The sequence below is a fragment of the Paenibacillus sp. JNUCC 35 genome (genome assembly GCF_058269095.1).
This window is the reverse complement of record NZ_CM177771.1, coordinates 1,661,394-1,677,372: the sequence shown is the minus strand read 5'-3', so window position 1 is coordinate 1,677,372 and position 15,979 is coordinate 1,661,394. Positions and strand designations below refer to the sequence as shown.

Sequence of the window (15,979 nt, the reverse complement as noted above, 5' to 3'; positions counted from 1 at the left end):
CTACGGCTGGTTCTTTTTTGCCATTAAAAAAGTCCCCCATCCCTAAAACCGCAAAAACGGTCAAAGGGACGAGAGACGTCAGTAACTAACCATCACCCGTGGTGCCACCCACATTCCGAAAATCGGCGGCCTGCGGCGCGGAAAGTCCGGCCCGGCTGATTTTCGCTTCATACGGTTAACGCCCGTCTACGCAAATCGGCTAATGAGACGCGGTCTGCACGGCATGTTGCAAAGAACAAGCACCGGCAGCCCTCTGTTCACCGATTGTCCTCCGGGAGGTCTTACGCTCGGCCATCATAAGGAAGCTTGCAGCCAGGGCTTCCCTCTCTGAGTACGTGGAGTCGAACGACTTCATCCCTTCAGCGGATCAAAGTTTTTCAGGGTTGTATTAGAGATGATTGTAAACGGCTCTTCCGGCAAAGTCAAGCTTTTCCCTTACCAAGTTTCCGCCCATTTTTGCAGCTCGTCCATAACCGGTTCGAGGCCCTTGCCTTTCTCGGTCAGTTCGTATTCGATCCGTACAGGCGTCTCCGGGTAAACGTGCCGGATCAGAATGCCCGCCGCCTCCAGCTCTTTGAAGCGTTCGGACAGCATTCTGTCGCTCATGCTCGGAATCATATCGGATATATCTTTAAAACGCTTGGGACCGCTCAAAAGGACCCGGATGATCAACCCTGTCCAACGTTTTCCAAGCAGTTCAAACGCATTCTCGAATTTGGGACACAAATGAAAATCTGCCATGCGACATCATCTCCTTAGTTACATCTTACCATAGTGACTTGTCAAAAGTAAGTCTATTAAGCTAATATCCCGCCGACGGCCCGGTTTATGCCTTCATCTGCGCATTCGCCGCCGGGCTGTCAGTTCTTTAAACCTTTTTCGGACATTTGAAAAATGCGGGTTCTACTCTAGCGCCTCCCTCATAGAATAGGATCATAGAGTTCAGAATCATAGAGACGAACAGATAGGAGGTTGGCTATGCTTCCCCGGTTTTTCACCCGAATAGACAAGCTGCTAGCGATTTACGGCGTCGTTGCGGCCGCCAGCTTTGCCGTCACCCTGCTCTTCGCCCATCAGTCCGGAGAAAAAGGCCCGCCCCCTCCTGCTTACGCCTATGCGCAAATAACGGCGCCCAACGGGGTCGAGCTGCATGTAGCGAAAACCAAGCCCGAACGGATCGCGCTCAAAGCCGTAAAAGGCAACATCACGGAGCTGTCGGAGTTCGGGATCAACGGCGGCTTTTTCTGGCAGGGCAACCTGCTCAGCATCGCCGTTATGAACGACCAGCCGGTCAAGGGGGCGCAGGGCGAATACGGATCGGGCTGGTTCAATACCGGCCATAAGCGGGGAACCCTCGTCTGGGACGGTTCCGCCCGGCAGTTTACGGTCCAGCAGGCGTCCGACGCGGCCGAGTTGAAGGTTGCGGACCGCAGCCGCTACTGGGCCCAAGGCGGGATCTCCATGAGCCTGCAAAACGAAGCCGACTGGCGTAAGCTCGCCAAGGAGGAGAACATGCCGGCTCTGAACGAAGCCCGCATGCGGACCGGCATCGTGTACGACAAAAGCAACGCCGTCTGGCTCGTCGTAACGCCGACGCCGTGTACCGGCGAGCAGTTTCGCACCGCAATCGCGGGATCGCTGGGCAGAAGCGGACTCGTAGACGGCGTATTCCTGGACGGAAACGGCTCCTCCCAGCTCAAGGTGGCGCAGGCTTCCCTGCCGGGCGACAAGAGGCAAATCTATCAGATGATTGCCCTGCATTGACAAGATCCGTTTCTCCGGGAAATCCGGCCGTAAAAAGAAAATAGCCTGCAGCACAAAGCTGCAGACTGTCCATGGATATCTATATCGTAAAGGGGGTCGATATTTAGTATAGGGCGCGAACATTAATCCCAGATGAAAATCAAGTTACAATTTCGTTACAATCTCGTACAACCTTATGACGCCGCAGGTTTTGCGCCTTTGCTTTCGGCGTATTTATGCAAATCCATGATCAGCATAAAGGTATCGCCGTTTGTCAGGTTCTGCTTGTCCTTGATTGTCGCGAGCGACGACTCCTGCACGATTCCGCGCTTGGAAAGCTCGGCTAGAGCGGCATCCTTCGAAACCGCGATGCCCAGTCCCTGCGTCATCGTATAGGCAGCCTGATCGAGTGTCAGCGCGGACTTCTTGCGGGCTTCCTCGTCGATTCCTTTCAGCGAACCGCTCGGGTCGCCGCCGTAAGCCGACGGGATGATTTTCTTCATCCGGGTGATATAGTTCACCATGCGCTGCGGGTTTGACACTTTGTCCAGCTCAAACTCGTTCTTGTAGCCGCCGCCTACGAGAGACATGGACACGGCTGCTTTGAGACCTTCATACTGCTTGTGGGTCATAAACGGCTGCGGCTTCATGCTGAAAGGCTTAAGATCCACGCCCTGTTTGTTCAGCATGTCCTGAAGCTTCGCAATGCTCTCCTTCGAAGCGGCAAGCTCACGGAAGCTCAGCCCCGCATCTTTGGCGAGTTTGGCTGCGGCGCCTGCGGCTTGACCCTCGGCCATGCCGACCGGGATGACCCGGGCGCTGCCGTGCGGAAGTGTGTCGTAGGAAGCCGCCCGTCCGATGACGAGCAGCCCGTCCACCTTCTTCGGTACGATGCTCCGGAAAGGAATCGCGTACTGCTCCGGCTGCGTGACGACCATACCCGTGTCCGTCGGAGCCAGACGCTGAATATCGACCGGATACGAGCCGAACGCGATCCGGTCCCACTGGTCGCGGTTTTCGAGCAGGTCGATAATATTCAGGCGGTATTCCCCTTGAATATGGCGCGTCTCCCTGACGTACAGCTCCGGAGCCGTTCCCGCCAGTTCGACACCCGCGAATTCGGGATAGTTCTTTTTCAGGAAAGCGACCACATTCGGAATTTCTTTCTTCGCGATTTCAAACGCCTCGGCACGCGACTTCGCGTCCAGACCGTCGATATTGAAAATCTGCAAAGCGTTGATCAGCACCATGTCGCCGTCTTGGCGGCCGATATTCAGACCGCGCATCTTCACGCGTTCCGGGTTAAGCGCCGGGTAGTTGTAAAGCTCTTTGTAGCCCCAGGCGCTGACTTCGTTGGCATCGGACATCGGATCGTCGTCCGTTTTCAAATGCTTGCTGATCTGGGACCAGACTTCAGGCGTCACATTTTTCAGCTTGAATACAAGCGTGACCGCCATTTTGGCGTTTTTGTTGCCCAGGTCTTCCAGGCCATACGTAAAAGGAACGCCGGCCGCGGCGGCGATATCGCCGTCCTGCGTCGCATCGATCACGGCATTCGCGCGGATTTCCTGCTTCGTTCCGTCTTCTTTTGTAAGGGTGATGCCTTCTACGCGGGTTTGCTGTCCCTGATTGGACAAGAGCGGCTCGATGGATTTAAGTTTAAGCATAAGATCGATATTCTTTTCGCCGCGCACCATGTCGTAGAATGCGTTCGCCGCCGTGTTGATGCTGAAGGAGTCGCCTTCGATTTTACTGTACCATTCGGAAAAAAGGCCTTTGTTAAGCACGTCGTGCGGATTGAGCACGGACGGATTCGGCACATAGTTCATGTCGATGCTGTTCAGCCAGCCGAGTGTCATCAGGCCGCCGAGAATTTCCCGGTCGTGCCCGTCCACCAGCAGGGTCTTCTGCCCGTTGCGGGCGGCGGAAACCGCTGCCGTTACCCCCTCGGGGTCCGTTCCGACGACGATCACATCATACTGCTTCTCCAGGTTGGCCACCGATTTCACTTCGGACAGCGTATGCTGAGCGATCGGCTTCGGTTTGTTGTGATGGCGGTACTGCCAGTAAAGTGCGGCTGCGGCTGCGATTACGGTCAGCACGATCAGCAGGCACATCCAGACGATCCAGGATTTTGATGCGGCATGCTTCGAATGGTTGCTCTTACTCTTTGTCATGGGGCACCTTCCTCATTGTATTCCAACTGCTTTCGTTACTGCTTGCGTCCCGGCATACACCGAGGCGTACCGGATTGATCCGGCGCCTTCCGGTTTGACGCACAAAGGCGATTACGGCCGGGACAGCGGAGAGTAGGGGAGTTGAACCCGTTATCCGCCTTGGAAGTTTTGTAGGGTCGTGAACTTATTGGAACGCCCGGAACCGCGGGAAGCTCAAGCACCACTTCTTCTTATACGGGAATGAAGCCGATCGGTCTCCGTCAAACGGCAAATAGCTTCATTTCCTCCTAAAAATGACCATGACTAGTGTAACATATTTTGCAAGGGGGACAAAGGTTTAAAGCTGGCCCGCTCTTGCGTCTGCCTTCTCTGCGCAAAATGAAAACCGGCCTTCCGCTGGGAGGCCGGTCTCGTTAACGGGGCGGCATTCTGGCCGTCCGTTTGAATCTTCCTTGCACGGGAGCGATTTCCCCGCTCGCTTCCATCCCGGACTGCTCGGCTCCGGCTCGTATTCTTTCGGAGTAAGCGGAATGAGCGAGCTGGCTCTCGGGCTGGGTCATTTGCTTTTCTTTAAGGGATCGGCGCATGGTGTAGGAAAGCTCCTCTGTCTAATGGCGCGCCGGAGGAAGTTCTTCTCCAACGAGACGGCCCTCCGGCCGGCGGCTTCGACTTTTAGCCTGTCCAACGAGCTGCCGCATTATGCCAGCCCTGCCCCCGCCGGATTAAGCTTTGCTTTCGAGAATAAGCGTGACGGGTCCCCAATTGGTGAAGGCGACATCCATCATTTGTCCGAACGCCCCCGTTTCCACATGAAGGCCCTGTTCGCGGAGAAGGCCGTTGAACTTATCGTACAAAGCCTCTGCCTGCTCGGGCCGGGCCGCCCCCATAAAATTCGGCCTTCTGCCTTTCCGGCAGTCCCCGTACAGGGTAAACTGCGAAACGGAAAGCACGCTGCCGCCGATATCTTTCACGGAAAAGTTCATCTTCTCCTGTTCATCCTCGAAAATGCGCAAGCCCGCTATCTTGTCCGCCAAATATTTGGCGTCCTCTTCCGTATCTTCATGGCTCACGCCTACCAGAAGCATCAAGCCCCTGTCGATGCGGCCGACGATTTCCCCGTTTACCGTAACCTGCGCTTCCTTGCTACGCTGTACCACGACTTTCATTACTTCCACTCTCCCTGCCGAACGTGCTTACTGCATAATCCGCTGAACGGAATATACGTCCTCCACCCGCTTGATCTTCTCCACAACGGCATGTAGGTGCTCGATGTTGCGGATCAGGATGGTCATGTGAATCATGGCCATTTTGTTCTTGTCGGAACGGCCGGAAACCGCGGAAATCATCGTTTTGCTTTCCGAAACGACCTGAAGCACTTCGTTCAGCAAACCGCGGCGGTCATGCCCCGTGATTTCGATTTCCACGTGGAAATTCGATTCCACGGAATCCGCCCACTCGACCTCGATGACGCGGTTGCCTTCCTCCGTGTTCTCTCCCGGAATGTTCGTACAGTCCGTCCGGTGAACCGACACCCCGCGGCCGCGCGTGATGTAGCCGATAATGTCGTCGCCCGGCACCGGGTTGCAGCATCTCGCGAAGCGGATCAGGAGGTTATCCACTCCTTTTACCCTTACGCCGCTGACCGGTCTGCTTTTCTTCTCGGCGGGAGCCGCCTTGACTTCCTTGACCTCGTTGGTCAATTCCAGCGCCTGGGCTTCTTCCGCTTCCTTCTCTTTGCGGAGCTTCTCCGTAAGCTTCGTACAGATCTGTGCTGCGGTGATCCCCCCGAAACCGATAGCCGACATCATATCCTCGATATCGTTAAAAGCGAATTTCTTCGCCGCTTCCATCAGCTTCTCGTCGGTCATAAGCGCCTGTGGATCGAAAGCCAGCCGTCTCAGCTCGCGTTCGATGGCTTCGCGGCCTTTGGCCACGTTCTCCTCGCGCTTCTCTTTCTTGAACCACTGCTTGATTTTGCTGCGCGCGTGGGAGGACTGAGCGATTTTCACCCAATCCTGACTTGGTCCGTAGGAATGCTTCGACGTCAAAATTTCGACGATATCGCCCGTTTTGAGCTTGTGGTCCAGCGGTACGATCCGGCCGTTGATTTTGGCTCCGATGGTGCGGTTGCCGACTTCGGTATGAATGCGGTACGCAAAATCAAGCGGGACCGCGCCCGCCGGAAGCTCGATGACCTCCCCTTTGGGAGTAAACACAAAAACAAGATCGGTAAAGAAATCCATCTTCATGGATTCCATAAATTCCGACGCGTTGTCTGTTTCTTTCTGCAGCTCGAGAATTTCACGGAACCACTGCATTTTGTCGCTGAACGTTCCCTCGGGGGAGCCGTTTCCTTCTTTGTAGGCCCAGTGGGCCGCGATTCCGTATTCGGCGGTCTGGTGCATCTCCCAAGTCCGGATCTGGACTTCGAGCGGCTCGCCCTTCGGGCCGATTACCGTCGTATGGAGCGACTGGTACATGTTCGGCTTCGGCATGGCGATATAGTCTTTAAAACGCCCCGGCATCGGCTTCCACAGCGTGTGGATAATTCCGAGCGCGGCGTAGCAATCCTTAATATTGTCAACGATGACGCGCAGGGCCATCAGATCGTAGATCTCGTTAAACTGCTTGTTGCGCGAAGACATTTTTTTGTGAATGGAATAAATGTGCTTGGGCCTGCCGGAAATATCGCCTTCGATTCCCATTTCACGGAGCTTGTCCTGGATATTCCGGATGACGTCCTCGATATACTTCTCCCGTTCCGTCCGCTTCTTCTGCATAAGATTGACGATCCGGTAATACTGCTGGGGATTCAGATAACGGAGCGCGATATCTTCCATTTCCCATTTGATGGCGGAAATACCGAGCCGGTGGGCGATCGGACAGAAGATTTCGAGCGTCTCGTCGGCGATCCGCCGCTGGCTCTCTTCGGACTGGTACTTGAGGGTCCGCATATTATGCAGCCGGTCGGCCAGTTTAATAAGAATGACGCGGATATCCTGCGCCATGGCCACGAACATTTTGCGGTAGTTCTCGTTCTGCTGCTCTTCTTTGGTTTTAAACTTGATCCGCTCCAGCTTGGTCAAACCGTCTACCAGCATGGCGCAGGTTCTGCCGAATTTATCTTGGACGGCCTCGAGCGAAACCGTAGTGTCTTCCACGACATCATGAAGCAGAGCCGCAATTATGGACGTCACGTCCATTTGCATGTCGACCAGAATGTCGGCAACGGCCAGAGGATGTAAAATATAAGGCTCTCCGGATTTGCGCACCTGCCCGTGATGGGCTTGTTCCGCGAACTCGTACGCCTCTTTGATTCGGTTGAGTTCTGTCTCTTTAAAATACTGTGCCGCCTTTTCCAGCAACTGCTCTATTCCCATGAATAAACCCTTTCTACGAAACATGGATATTTCTATTCATTATGCCTAAATTGTGCGCCTTGCGTCAACTGTCAAGCCCGCTCAAAACAAGAAAATTCGGGAAATCACGACCTTTTTCCGCAAATTCTCCGTCCGGTCCGAAAAAAGCTATAGACGAATCCCGAAAATCTGCTAAACTTGTCGATGGAACTCTAGCTATCATCGCTTAAACGCGATAAAGGAGGAAATGTTCGGACATGAGTAACCGTACCATCGGGGTTGAGGAACGGCCATCCCTGGGCAAAACCATTCCGCTGAGCCTGCAGCATTTGTTCGCCATGTTCGGCTCCACTGTTCTCGTTCCCGCGCTGTTTCAAGTAAACCCGGCCATCGTGCTGCTGATGAACGGGATCGGGACCCTGCTCTACATCTTTCTGTGTAAAGGAAAAATTCCGGCTTATCTGGGCTCCAGCTTCGCTTTCATTTCGCCGGTGCTCGGCGTGCTCGCCACCAAGAGCTACAATTCCGCGCTGGGCGGCTTCATTATCGTCGGGATCGTCTTCGTTCTTGTCGCCCTCCTGGTCAAGCTAGTCGGGACGAAATGGATCGACGTCGTCTTCCCGCCGGCCGCCATGGGCGCCATCGTCGCCGTTATCGGGCTTGAGCTGGCACCGACAGCCGCAGGCATGGCCGGGTTTCTACCGAAGGACGGCGCTCCCCTTGACAGCAAAGCGCTGCTCGTCTCCATCGTTACCCTGCTGATCGCCTTGCTGGGCAACGTCCTGTTCCGCGGCTTTATGAAAATCATTCCGATTCTCGTCTCGATCGTAATCGGATATATCTTAGCCGCCAAAATCGGAATCGTCGACTTCGCGAAAGTTTGGGAAGCGAGCTGGTTCGCTCTGCCCCAGGTGTACACGCCGCAGTTCGACCTGACTTCCATCGTGCTCATCCTGCCTGCGGCCCTTGTCGTGATCGCCGAGCATATCGGCCATCTCGTCGTAACCGGCAATATCGTCGGCAAGGACTTGTCCAAGGATCCCGGTCTGGACCGGTCGCTGCTCGGCAACGGGATCTCTACTATCCTGTCCGGTTTCGTAGGTTCTACACCGAATACGACGTATGGCGAAAACATCGGTGTATTGGCCCTCACACGTGTTTACTCCACCTGGGTCATCGGCGGCGCGGCCTGCTTTGCCATCGTGCTCTCCTTCTCCGGAAAGCTTGCCGCATTGATTATGACCATCCCCACTCCGGTGATGGGCGGCGTTTCGCTCCTGCTCTTCGGAGTTATCGGCGCATCGGGTATCCGGATGCTGGTCGAAAGCAAAGTCGATTATTCCAAGGCGACTAATCTGATTTTGACTTCCATCGTGCTTATTATCGGCCTCAGCGGTGCGGCCCTCAAAATCGGTTCCTTCGAGCTGAAAGGCATGGCGCTGGCGACCGTATCGGCTATCGTGCTCAGCCTTTTCTTCAAACTGGTTGAGGTGTTGAAGCTTTCGAATGATTAGTTCATCTGCGTTAAAGAAAATAGTCCTTTATAAAAAGCCTGCTCTCCAATAAGGAGAACAGGCTTTTTTTGTATCGGAACTTAACCTTAATACTGGATCAAAGTGAAGACATCTTTGCCAGCAGGCAGCTGCTCGCGGCCGTTCAAGTAAGTCAGCTCAATCAGGAATGCCGAACCTGCGACTTCTCCGCCCAGTTGTTCGATCAGATTGACGCAGGTTTTGATGGTGCCGCCGGTCGCAAGCAGATCGTCGGCAATCAGCACGCGCTGGCCCGGTTTGATCGCATTGTCATGCACCGCCAGCTTGTCTTTGCCGTACTCCAGGGAGTAGTCCGCTTCTATGGTTTTGCCCGGCAGCTTGCCGCTCTTGCGGATCGGCACGAAACCTACTCCGAGCGCATAGGCAAGAGGAGCGCCCACGACGAACCCGCGTGCTTCCGGACCGGCGATCAGGTCGATTTCTTTGTCTTTAACGAAACGGGCGATCTCGTCGATCGCTTCTTTGTATACAGCCCCATTTTGCAGCAGGGTCGTAATGTCTTTAAAACGGATGCCCGGCTGCGGGAAATCTTCGATGACGCGGATATACTCTTTGAAATTCATGGGGATTCCTCCATTTATGTGGGTTGCGCGGATGACAGCTGCTGCGGTGAACGGCAGCCTGCAATCCAGTCGCTTAATTCTTTCGCGGACGTATACACGCAGACGCGGTCGACTTCCGCGCGCGACAAACGTTCCTGGTATTTTCTCGAGGTCGTCAAGTCACGTTTGGACGGAGCGGCTACCGGGCGGACGACGCCTCCGGCTTTCTCGATGAATCCCAGCTCCTCGAATACATCGAGGACAAAAGAGATCATCGCCGCCGATAAGCCTGACCGGCGGCTGAACGATTGCAGCAGGGCAGGATTGCGCATATCCCACATGCCCTGCTGCCTGACGGACGCGTAGACCGCTTTGAACTGGTCACGCGTAGGCATCGCGCCGCCATCCTGCGGCACGGGATCGGCGAAGACGGCATAGCACCGGCGTATGCCGTCCGCCTGGGCGAGCGCCCGCTCCAGCTGCGCGAGCGAGCGCGGAGCCGTGCAGAGGACAATGTCGGTCATCTCCGGGAACGGAAGTTCCCGGGCCGCTTCATTGTCCGCTGCCAGGCTCCCGTCCGGCAGGCACCGCCACACGGGGCCTGCCGGACGCCCGCCGGCGCCGGGCGCCCGGTCCTCTTCGCCGAAGAGGACAAGGGCCGGCGGCCGGGCGGAGCCGCGCCCCGGAAGGGCGGCGAGCCGCTCGCCGAGCGCGGCCAGGTCTTCGCCGACGCGCGCGGCGGGTTTGCCTCTCCAGTCGAAGACCTGGAGAGCCGGGATGCGCAAGTCCTGCAGCATGAGCTGCGGCTTGCGCACGCCGTTCCACTCATTGACGGAGAGCTCTCCGACAATGTCAACGGGCGCCTGCGGCGTCATCAGGCTGCCGAGCCAGCCTTTGCCGAAGCCCACGGCCTCGACTCCGGCCGCGATCTCGGCGGCGGCATCCGTGAGAACCAGCTTGAGATGCTGGCGCTCACGGCCCATCAGCTTGATTTCATCGAGACGGAGGCCGCTGAACAAAATCTTCGGCGCCGGATTGCCTACTCCGAACGGCGCCAGCTTCTCCAGCTCCTCGATGCATTCGAGGGGCACCTCGCTGAGGCTGCATTCCGCATCGACGGCAAGCAGCGGGATAAAATCTTCCGCGCTGAGCCATTCTCCGGCCAGAACATTCAGCCTCCGTTCAAACTCGGCGATGTTCTCCCTGCGCAGCGACATGCCGGCTGCAGCCTGGTGCCCGCCGTAATGATCCAGAAGATCGGCGCAGTGCGTCAGCGCCTGATACATATCGAAACCCGCGATGGAACGGGCGGAACCTTTGGCCATGCCCGTGTCGGGATCTATGCTGAGCACGATGGTCGGCCGGTAATAAGTGTCGACCAGACGCGAAGCCACGATACCGACAACGCCGACATTCCATTTTTCGCCGGATACGACGAGAAAGTTTTTGGCCGTTTCTCCCCGCTTCAAAGCCCCGTCCTGTTCTTCTTGCACGGCGGCCTTAGCCAGTCCCGTCAGCTCGTCTACAATGAACTGGCGTTCTTTGTTCAGCAGATCGAGCTCTTCCGCGATTGATACCGCTTCGGCTTCGTCTTCCGTCACCAGAAGCTTGAGTGCCGTCGAGGCATGCTCCAGCCGGCCGCTGGCATTGATCCGGGGCGCGAGGCTGAATCCGATGTGCGTGGCATTCACTGCGCTCCGGTCGACACCCGAGACGTCCATCAAGGCACGCAGTCCGGGATAAGCCGACTTTCTCATTCTTTCCAGTCCGAGCTTAACGATAAGCCGGTTCTCGTCATGCAGCGGCATTAAATCCGCTACGGTGCCGATTGCGGCAATCTCCAGCAGTTCTTCGGGCAGACGGCCCAGCAGTCCCTGGGCCAGCTTTAAAGCGACCCCAACACCTGCAAGCCCCTTAAACGGATAGGGGCAGGTTTCTTTCTTGGGATTGATCAGGGCAAGCGGCTGAGGCAGCGTACCGGGCGGTTCATGATGGTCCGTCACGATGACGTCCATGCCAAGCTCCTGAATATAAGCGACTTCTTCTACCGCACTTACACCGGTATCGACCGTGATAATCAGAGATACTCCTTGCTCTTTGGCGAGATCAACGGCCCCTTTATTCAAACCGTAGCCTTCTTTGACTCGATGCGGAATGTAGGTGTCGAAATTGGCGCCCAAACCTCGGAGCAGGTGAGCCATAAGCGCCGTCGAGCTGACCCCGTCCGCATCGTAGTCGCCGTAGACACGAATTTTTTCTCCGCTGCTGAGGGCGGATCGGATCCGGCTAACCGCCGTTTCCATGCCTTCCATCAGGAAAGGGTCGTGAAAATGACCGCTTCCTCCGCTGAGAAACTGTTCGGCTTCGGGAACGCTGTTAACTCCGCGCAGCACAAGCAGCCTGGCAAGCAGCGGATCGATCCCGAGAGCATCGCAAAGCTGCCCGGCAACGGCCTCGTTTCCAGCGTCCAACCGCCATCTTGCTTTGGATTCCAGCACGTTGTTCCTCCTAAACTTGCATAATCATTTTTTTGCTCATTCGTTAATGAAGCATCTGCGCGCTGTCATTTGCAGCGGCATCAATACTGTGTTTGTAAGGATAACCCGAATCGTAAGGGAATACGTGAATCGTGACATCCGAAAGGTGTATAAATTTTTTCATGAGCTGGTACTTGACCGATCTTGCAATATCGTCGCCTTCCAGAACGGAAATGCGCGGATTCACGCTGATTCTGAGCTCCACAATGACATAATGCCCGTGTTCCCGGGCTCGGAGGTCTTCTACGGAAATGACGCCCTTTACGCCTTGTACGGCGTCGATCATATCCCGCGCATCTTCCTGATGCAGGGCACGGTCCATCGTTTTCTGCAGCGCGTCGGTAATAACTCCGTAGCTGTTTTTAACGATAAGAAGGGTGACGGCGACGGCCGCTGCCGGGTCCAGGTAGTACATAAACCCCCAGCCCATTTTTTCACCGATCAGAGCGCCTCCTACCCCGGCCAGCGCCATAATCGAGGAATACACGCCGGAACGGTGTTCCCAGGTGCCGGTCACGAGATCGCGTGAGCCGAGCTTTTTCCCGACCCAGTAATTGTACCGGAACATGACTTCTTTGCAAACAAGGGAAGCGATAACGGCAATAAGCGCGTAGCTCTCGGGCGCGTTATGTACGCCGGAAACCATATCCTTCACCGCGTTCATACTGATTTCCACGGAAATGATCGTCATAATGACCGCAATTAGAATCGCGGCTATAGATTCCGCTTTGTCACGACCGTAGGAGCGGCCATGGTCGACGGGAGTTCCCGGCGCTTTCAGACTCCGCAGCGAAGCGAATGAACCCGCTGTATCCGAAGCGGAATGCACGGCGTCCGCCAAGAGGCTCCGGCTTCCCGCCATCACGCCGACCACACCTTTAAGAACCGTAAGACCGATGTTGCCACCTATTCCAATCCACGCGGCGACTTCGGCTTTCTGAAATCGTTCGTCTGACATGTCGACTCTCCTAATGAATAGTTTGCTGGGTGACGCTTCTATCTCATGTCAAGGAAAAGCCGCGGGAACAAGAATTCACGCGGCAGTGAGCTTATTCTTTTGCGGCTGCGGCAGGAGCGGCTTTGCGCTTGTTGCCGAGCGAGTTTCTTTTGAGCAGGTACCACAGCGGGCTCGCGATACAGATGGAAGAGTATGCGCCGCTTGTCAGACCGATGATTTTCGCCAAGGCGAATAATTTAATAGATTCGCTGCCGAAAATAAAGAGGCAGACAGCCGCGATCAATACGGTAAGAACCGTGTTGATGTTCCGGGCCATCGTTTGCCATGTGCTGTCATGAACAAGCTTCTCCAGATCTTCCGGAGTTTTCAGCTTGGCGAAACGAAGGTTTTCACGAATCCGGTCGAAGATAACGATCTTGTCGTTAATCGAGTAACCGACGGTAGTCAGTACGGCGGCTACGAACGGCAAGTCGACCTCGAAACGGAAGATGGCAAACATCGCGACGACGATAAACGCATCGTGAAGAATGGAAATAATGGCGGCTACCGCGAATCTCCATTCAAACCGGATACTCACATAGATGCTGATCGCGACACTCGCGATGAGAATACCGATGATCGCTTTAATGGCAAGTTCCTTGGCAATGTCGGGCGATACGGTGTTCACTTCCATGGACACCTTATCTTTATAAGGGGCTTCGAAAGCCGCCTTGATTTTATCGACCTGATCTTTGCCCAGAATTTCATCGAAACGGGTGGAAACGCGGTCGCCGTTGGCTCCGCCGATCGTGACCGTCTGATCGAAGCCCGCGCCTTTGTAAATCTCCTGTGCCTTCTCTTTGGTGATCGCTTGTCCTACCGAAACGTCGATGGAAGTACCTGCTTTAAAGTCGACGCCGTAGTTCATTTGGAACAGCAGGAGCGTTACGATACCGGCCAGTATGAATATACCGGAGATTGCGAAGAAAATATTCCTGTGTTTGACAAAGTTGAATTTGTTACTATAGTTCACGGATTTCCGCCTCCTTCACGCCAAAATAACCGGGCTTTTTAAACACATTGCCCTTAATGAGCAGGTGAATGAGGAATCTCGAGAAGAACACGTTCGTCAAGATACTCACGACAATACTGAGCATCGTGGTCAAAGCAAAGCCTTTGATAGCCCCGTTGCCGATATAATAGAGAACAAGGCTTGAAATGATGTTCGTAATGTTCGCATCCATAATCGTACGGAAAGATGCTTTGGAGCCCGCTTTAAGCGAAGACGGAATGCTCTTGCCGCTGCGGATTTCTTCTTTGATCCGTTCGTACGTAATGATGTTGGCGTCGACCGCCATCCCGATCCCGAGCACAAGTGCCGCAATCCCTGGAAGGGTCAATGTCGCGTTGATCCAGTCAAACAGCACGAGAAGCAGCCAAGTATACGTGATAAGCGTAAAGGCCGCAATAATACCCGGCAGACGGTAAAGGAGAATCATAAAGACCAGAATGATAACGGATGCGATAATCCCCGCGCGGATCGTTTGCTCCAGAGACATTTGTCCAAGGGAAGCGCCGACTACCTGCGTATATTTCTCCGTCAATTTCAGAGGGAGGGCACCGAGGTTGATCGTGTCGGCCAGCTTTTGCGCTTCTTCGAACTTGAAACTGCCTGTAATCGTAGCTACGTCACTGTCGATCGGGGTGTTAACCATGGGCGAGGACAGCTTTTCCTCATCGAGAAAAATCGACAGAGGCTTTCCTACCATTTTTGTAGTAACATCTTTAAATTTGCTGCGATCTTTCAGCTTAATTTGTACCACCGGCTGGTTCGTTTGATCGTAACCGACCGAGGCTCCGCCTTCGACAAAATCGGTACCGATCAGCATGTTGTTGCCATCGGGATCGCGGAACGTAAGGGAAGACGGTTTGCCGATTTTCTGGCGTACTTCGTCTTCGTTCTGGACGCCTGCCAGACGCACACGGATGCGGTTTTCGCCTTCGGCGAGAACTTCCGGCTCCGCTACGCCGAGCTTGTCCGCGCGCTGCGCGATGCTTTCCGCCGCTTTCTTCAAAGTTGCGGGGGTTACTTTCTGACCGGCCGTAAACGGCTCAGCCACGTAGAGGATCTCAAACCCTCCTTTTAAATCCAAACCGAGCTTGATTTTGCCAAGAAGCCCGGGACTCGTCGTTACGATCACGGCCAGCGTGACAATGACGGTTATGAAAAACGCCGAGATCCGTTTTACATTCATGCCTTGATAATCTCCCTTCCCAACTCAATATTCCTATTATACCCACACGTGAAAAACGAGTCAATTTGACGTTTTTTACCACACCAAACAAAAAAAGGCCCGAAAAGCCGATCAGGACCTTCGATACATGCTTAACGTCAAATAATTCATAAACTGATTAGGTTTAAGCGACAAAATATCGTTGACAACCTGATGAAGAGGCGGCAGACCTTTCTTCTTATACCTGTCGTTTATGCACTCCCAGATTTCTTCCCCCGTAACATGCTCGTAACCGATCATCTGGAACTCCTCCGCTTTGCTGAGGCATAAGCCTTCGATCATTTCGTTGAGTTCCCGGTCGGTGAGACGCTCGGGTTCGGGTTCCTCTTCCGTGCCTGGCACAACTGGGATATTAGCTTCCCCTTCGACCGCCATGTCGAATGCCGGCTCCGCTTCCACTTCAAACGAATCGGCAGGATCGATCACGACCGCTTGCACGGGTTCGGCAGCAGCCGCCGTTTCATCCATGGAGCTGATTTCCACAACCGTTGACGTTTCTGGCGCCTCGTCTGTTTCGGCTTCACGCCCGGATTCATGCAGCGTTCCGCGGCTTTCCGGCCGTCCGTCCAGGACACCCGCTTCCTTCTCTTCTTCTATCTCTTCGGGTTCCGGCATCGTTTCCAGGGACTCCGCTTCGGCCAGCGCTTCCGCTTCAAGAAGTCCTTCCGGCAACAGCGGGGCTTCCGTTTTTTCTTTGGCGTCTTCCGGTGCCTCGGATTGCTCCGCTGCCGCGGCAGATGCCGTCTCCAATTTGTCCGTTTCCGAATTCATATTTATTCCCCCCTTAGCTGCTGTAACGGCAACGTACACGTTCTGTTCCTTACTTGCTATATTCGC

The 15,979-nt window shown here is 54.9% G+C and carries 13 protein-coding genes; 2 read left to right on the top strand and 11 right to left on the bottom strand.

Going from position 1 to position 15,979, the window contains the following annotated elements; all coding sequences use genetic code 11:
- Positions 1 to 435: 435 nt before the first annotated feature.
- On the bottom strand, positions 436 to 741 hold the full coding sequence (locus AC2TF6_RS07630) for a winged helix-turn-helix transcriptional regulator (RefSeq protein ID WP_009674280.1): 306 nt from the start codon (positions 739 to 741) through the stop codon (positions 436 to 438).
- A 237-nt stretch (positions 742 to 978) separates the two neighbouring features.
- Between AC2TF6_RS07630 and AC2TF6_RS07625 the strand changes: the two genes are divergently transcribed.
- Positions 979 to 1,764, top strand: coding sequence for a phosphodiester glycosidase family protein (locus AC2TF6_RS07625; RefSeq protein ID WP_491310543.1), 786 nt, complete (start codon positions 979 to 981; stop codon positions 1,762 to 1,764).
- 173 nt (positions 1,765 to 1,937) lie between these two features.
- On the opposite strand, the gene AC2TF6_RS07620 is transcribed toward AC2TF6_RS07625, so the two are convergent.
- The 4 genes from AC2TF6_RS07620 to AC2TF6_RS07605 all read right to left on the bottom strand — a co-directional run bounded on the left by AC2TF6_RS07620 (position 1,938) and on the right by AC2TF6_RS07605 (position 7,300).
- Positions 1,938 to 3,920 (bottom strand): FAD-dependent oxidoreductase, encoded by a 1,983-nt coding sequence (locus tag AC2TF6_RS07620; protein ID WP_491310542.1) that lies wholly within the window; start codon positions 3,918 to 3,920, stop codon positions 1,938 to 1,940.
- 413 nt (positions 3,921 to 4,333) lie between these two features.
- Positions 4,334 to 4,507 (bottom strand): hypothetical protein, encoded by a 174-nt coding sequence (locus tag AC2TF6_RS07615; RefSeq protein WP_009674290.1) that lies wholly within the window; start codon positions 4,505 to 4,507, stop codon positions 4,334 to 4,336.
- A gap of 135 nt (positions 4,508 to 4,642) precedes the next feature.
- Positions 4,643 to 5,086 (bottom strand): D-aminoacyl-tRNA deacylase, encoded by a 444-nt coding sequence (gene dtd / locus AC2TF6_RS07610; RefSeq protein WP_491310541.1) that lies wholly within the window; start codon positions 5,084 to 5,086, stop codon positions 4,643 to 4,645.
- A gap of 27 nt (positions 5,087 to 5,113) precedes the next feature.
- Positions 5,114 to 7,300 carry a RelA/SpoT family protein gene (locus tag AC2TF6_RS07605; RefSeq protein WP_491310540.1) on the bottom strand — a complete coding sequence of 729 codons (2,187 nt, stop codon included), beginning with the start codon at positions 7,298 to 7,300 and terminating at the stop codon, positions 5,114 to 5,116.
- Positions 7,301 to 7,536: 236 nt separating this feature from the next.
- On the opposite strand from AC2TF6_RS07605, the gene uraA reads away from it, so the two are divergent.
- Entirely contained in the window at positions 7,537 to 8,793 is a 1,257-nt protein-coding gene (uraA, locus tag AC2TF6_RS07600; protein ID WP_491310539.1) for a uracil permease, read from the top strand.
- An 86-nt stretch (positions 8,794 to 8,879) separates the two neighbouring features.
- Here the strand turns inward: uraA and AC2TF6_RS07595 are convergent, their stop codons facing one another.
- The 6 genes from AC2TF6_RS07595 to AC2TF6_RS07570 all read right to left on the bottom strand — a co-directional run bounded on the left by AC2TF6_RS07595 (position 8,880) and on the right by AC2TF6_RS07570 (position 15,913).
- Entirely contained in the window at positions 8,880 to 9,395 is a 516-nt protein-coding gene (locus tag AC2TF6_RS07595; protein ID WP_009671930.1) for an adenine phosphoribosyltransferase, read from the bottom strand.
- A gap of 14 nt (positions 9,396 to 9,409) precedes the next feature.
- A complete protein-coding gene (gene recJ, locus AC2TF6_RS07590) occupies positions 9,410 to 11,872 on the bottom strand; it encodes a single-stranded-DNA-specific exonuclease RecJ (protein WP_491310538.1) in 2,463 nt (820 codons plus the stop codon).
- Between the two features lie 43 nt (positions 11,873 to 11,915).
- Entirely contained in the window at positions 11,916 to 12,869 is a 954-nt protein-coding gene (locus tag AC2TF6_RS07585; RefSeq protein WP_491310537.1) for a cation diffusion facilitator family transporter, read from the bottom strand.
- A 91-nt stretch (positions 12,870 to 12,960) separates the two neighbouring features.
- Positions 12,961 to 13,881, bottom strand: coding sequence for a protein translocase subunit SecF (gene secF, locus AC2TF6_RS07580; protein ID WP_491310536.1), 921 nt, complete (start codon positions 13,879 to 13,881; stop codon positions 12,961 to 12,963).
- Complete coding sequence (secD, locus tag AC2TF6_RS07575; protein ID WP_491310535.1) at positions 13,871 to 15,103, bottom strand: protein translocase subunit SecD; 1,233 nt, start codon at positions 15,101 to 15,103, stop codon at positions 13,871 to 13,873. Before secD ends, secF begins: the two co-directional genes overlap by 11 nt.
- 111 nt (positions 15,104 to 15,214) lie before the next feature.
- Positions 15,215 to 15,913 carry a post-transcriptional regulator gene (locus AC2TF6_RS07570; RefSeq protein WP_491310534.1) on the bottom strand — a complete coding sequence of 233 codons (699 nt, stop codon included), beginning with the start codon at positions 15,911 to 15,913 and terminating at the stop codon, positions 15,215 to 15,217.
- Positions 15,914 to 15,979: the final 66 nt, after the last annotated feature.

What these genes read in the sequence shown, in the direction of transcription:
- uraA (WP_491310539.1), top strand. Translation starts at nt 7,537, where the DNA reads ATGAGTAACCGTACCATCGGGGTTGAGGAACGGCCATCCCTGGGCAAA.
- AC2TF6_RS07620 (WP_491310542.1), bottom strand. Translation starts at nt 3,920, where the DNA reads ATGACAAAGAGTAAGAGCAACCATTCGAAGCATGCCGCATCAAAATCC.
- AC2TF6_RS07605 (WP_491310540.1), bottom strand. Translation starts at nt 7,300, where the DNA reads ATGGGAATAGAGCAGTTGCTGGAAAAGGCGGCACAGTATTTTAAAGAG.
- AC2TF6_RS07585 (WP_491310537.1), bottom strand. Translation starts at nt 12,869, where the DNA reads ATGTCAGACGAACGATTTCAGAAAGCCGAAGTCGCCGCGTGGATTGGA.
- AC2TF6_RS07570 (WP_491310534.1), bottom strand. Translation starts at nt 15,913, where the DNA reads ATGAATTCGGAAACGGACAAATTGGAGACGGCATCTGCCGCGGCAGCG.
- AC2TF6_RS07595 (WP_009671930.1), bottom strand. Translation starts at nt 9,395, where the DNA reads ATGAATTTCAAAGAGTATATCCGCGTCATCGAAGATTTCCCGCAGCCG.
- AC2TF6_RS07630 (WP_009674280.1), bottom strand. Translation starts at nt 741, where the DNA reads ATGGCAGATTTTCATTTGTGTCCCAAATTCGAGAATGCGTTTGAACTG.
- AC2TF6_RS07625 (WP_491310543.1), top strand. Translation starts at nt 979, where the DNA reads ATGCTTCCCCGGTTTTTCACCCGAATAGACAAGCTGCTAGCGATTTAC.
- secD (WP_491310535.1), bottom strand. Translation starts at nt 15,103, where the DNA reads ATGAATGTAAAACGGATCTCGGCGTTTTTCATAACCGTCATTGTCACG.
- dtd (WP_491310541.1), bottom strand. Translation starts at nt 5,086, where the DNA reads ATGAAAGTCGTGGTACAGCGTAGCAAGGAAGCGCAGGTTACGGTAAAC.
- AC2TF6_RS07615 (WP_009674290.1), bottom strand. Translation starts at nt 4,507, where the DNA reads ATGCGCCGATCCCTTAAAGAAAAGCAAATGACCCAGCCCGAGAGCCAG.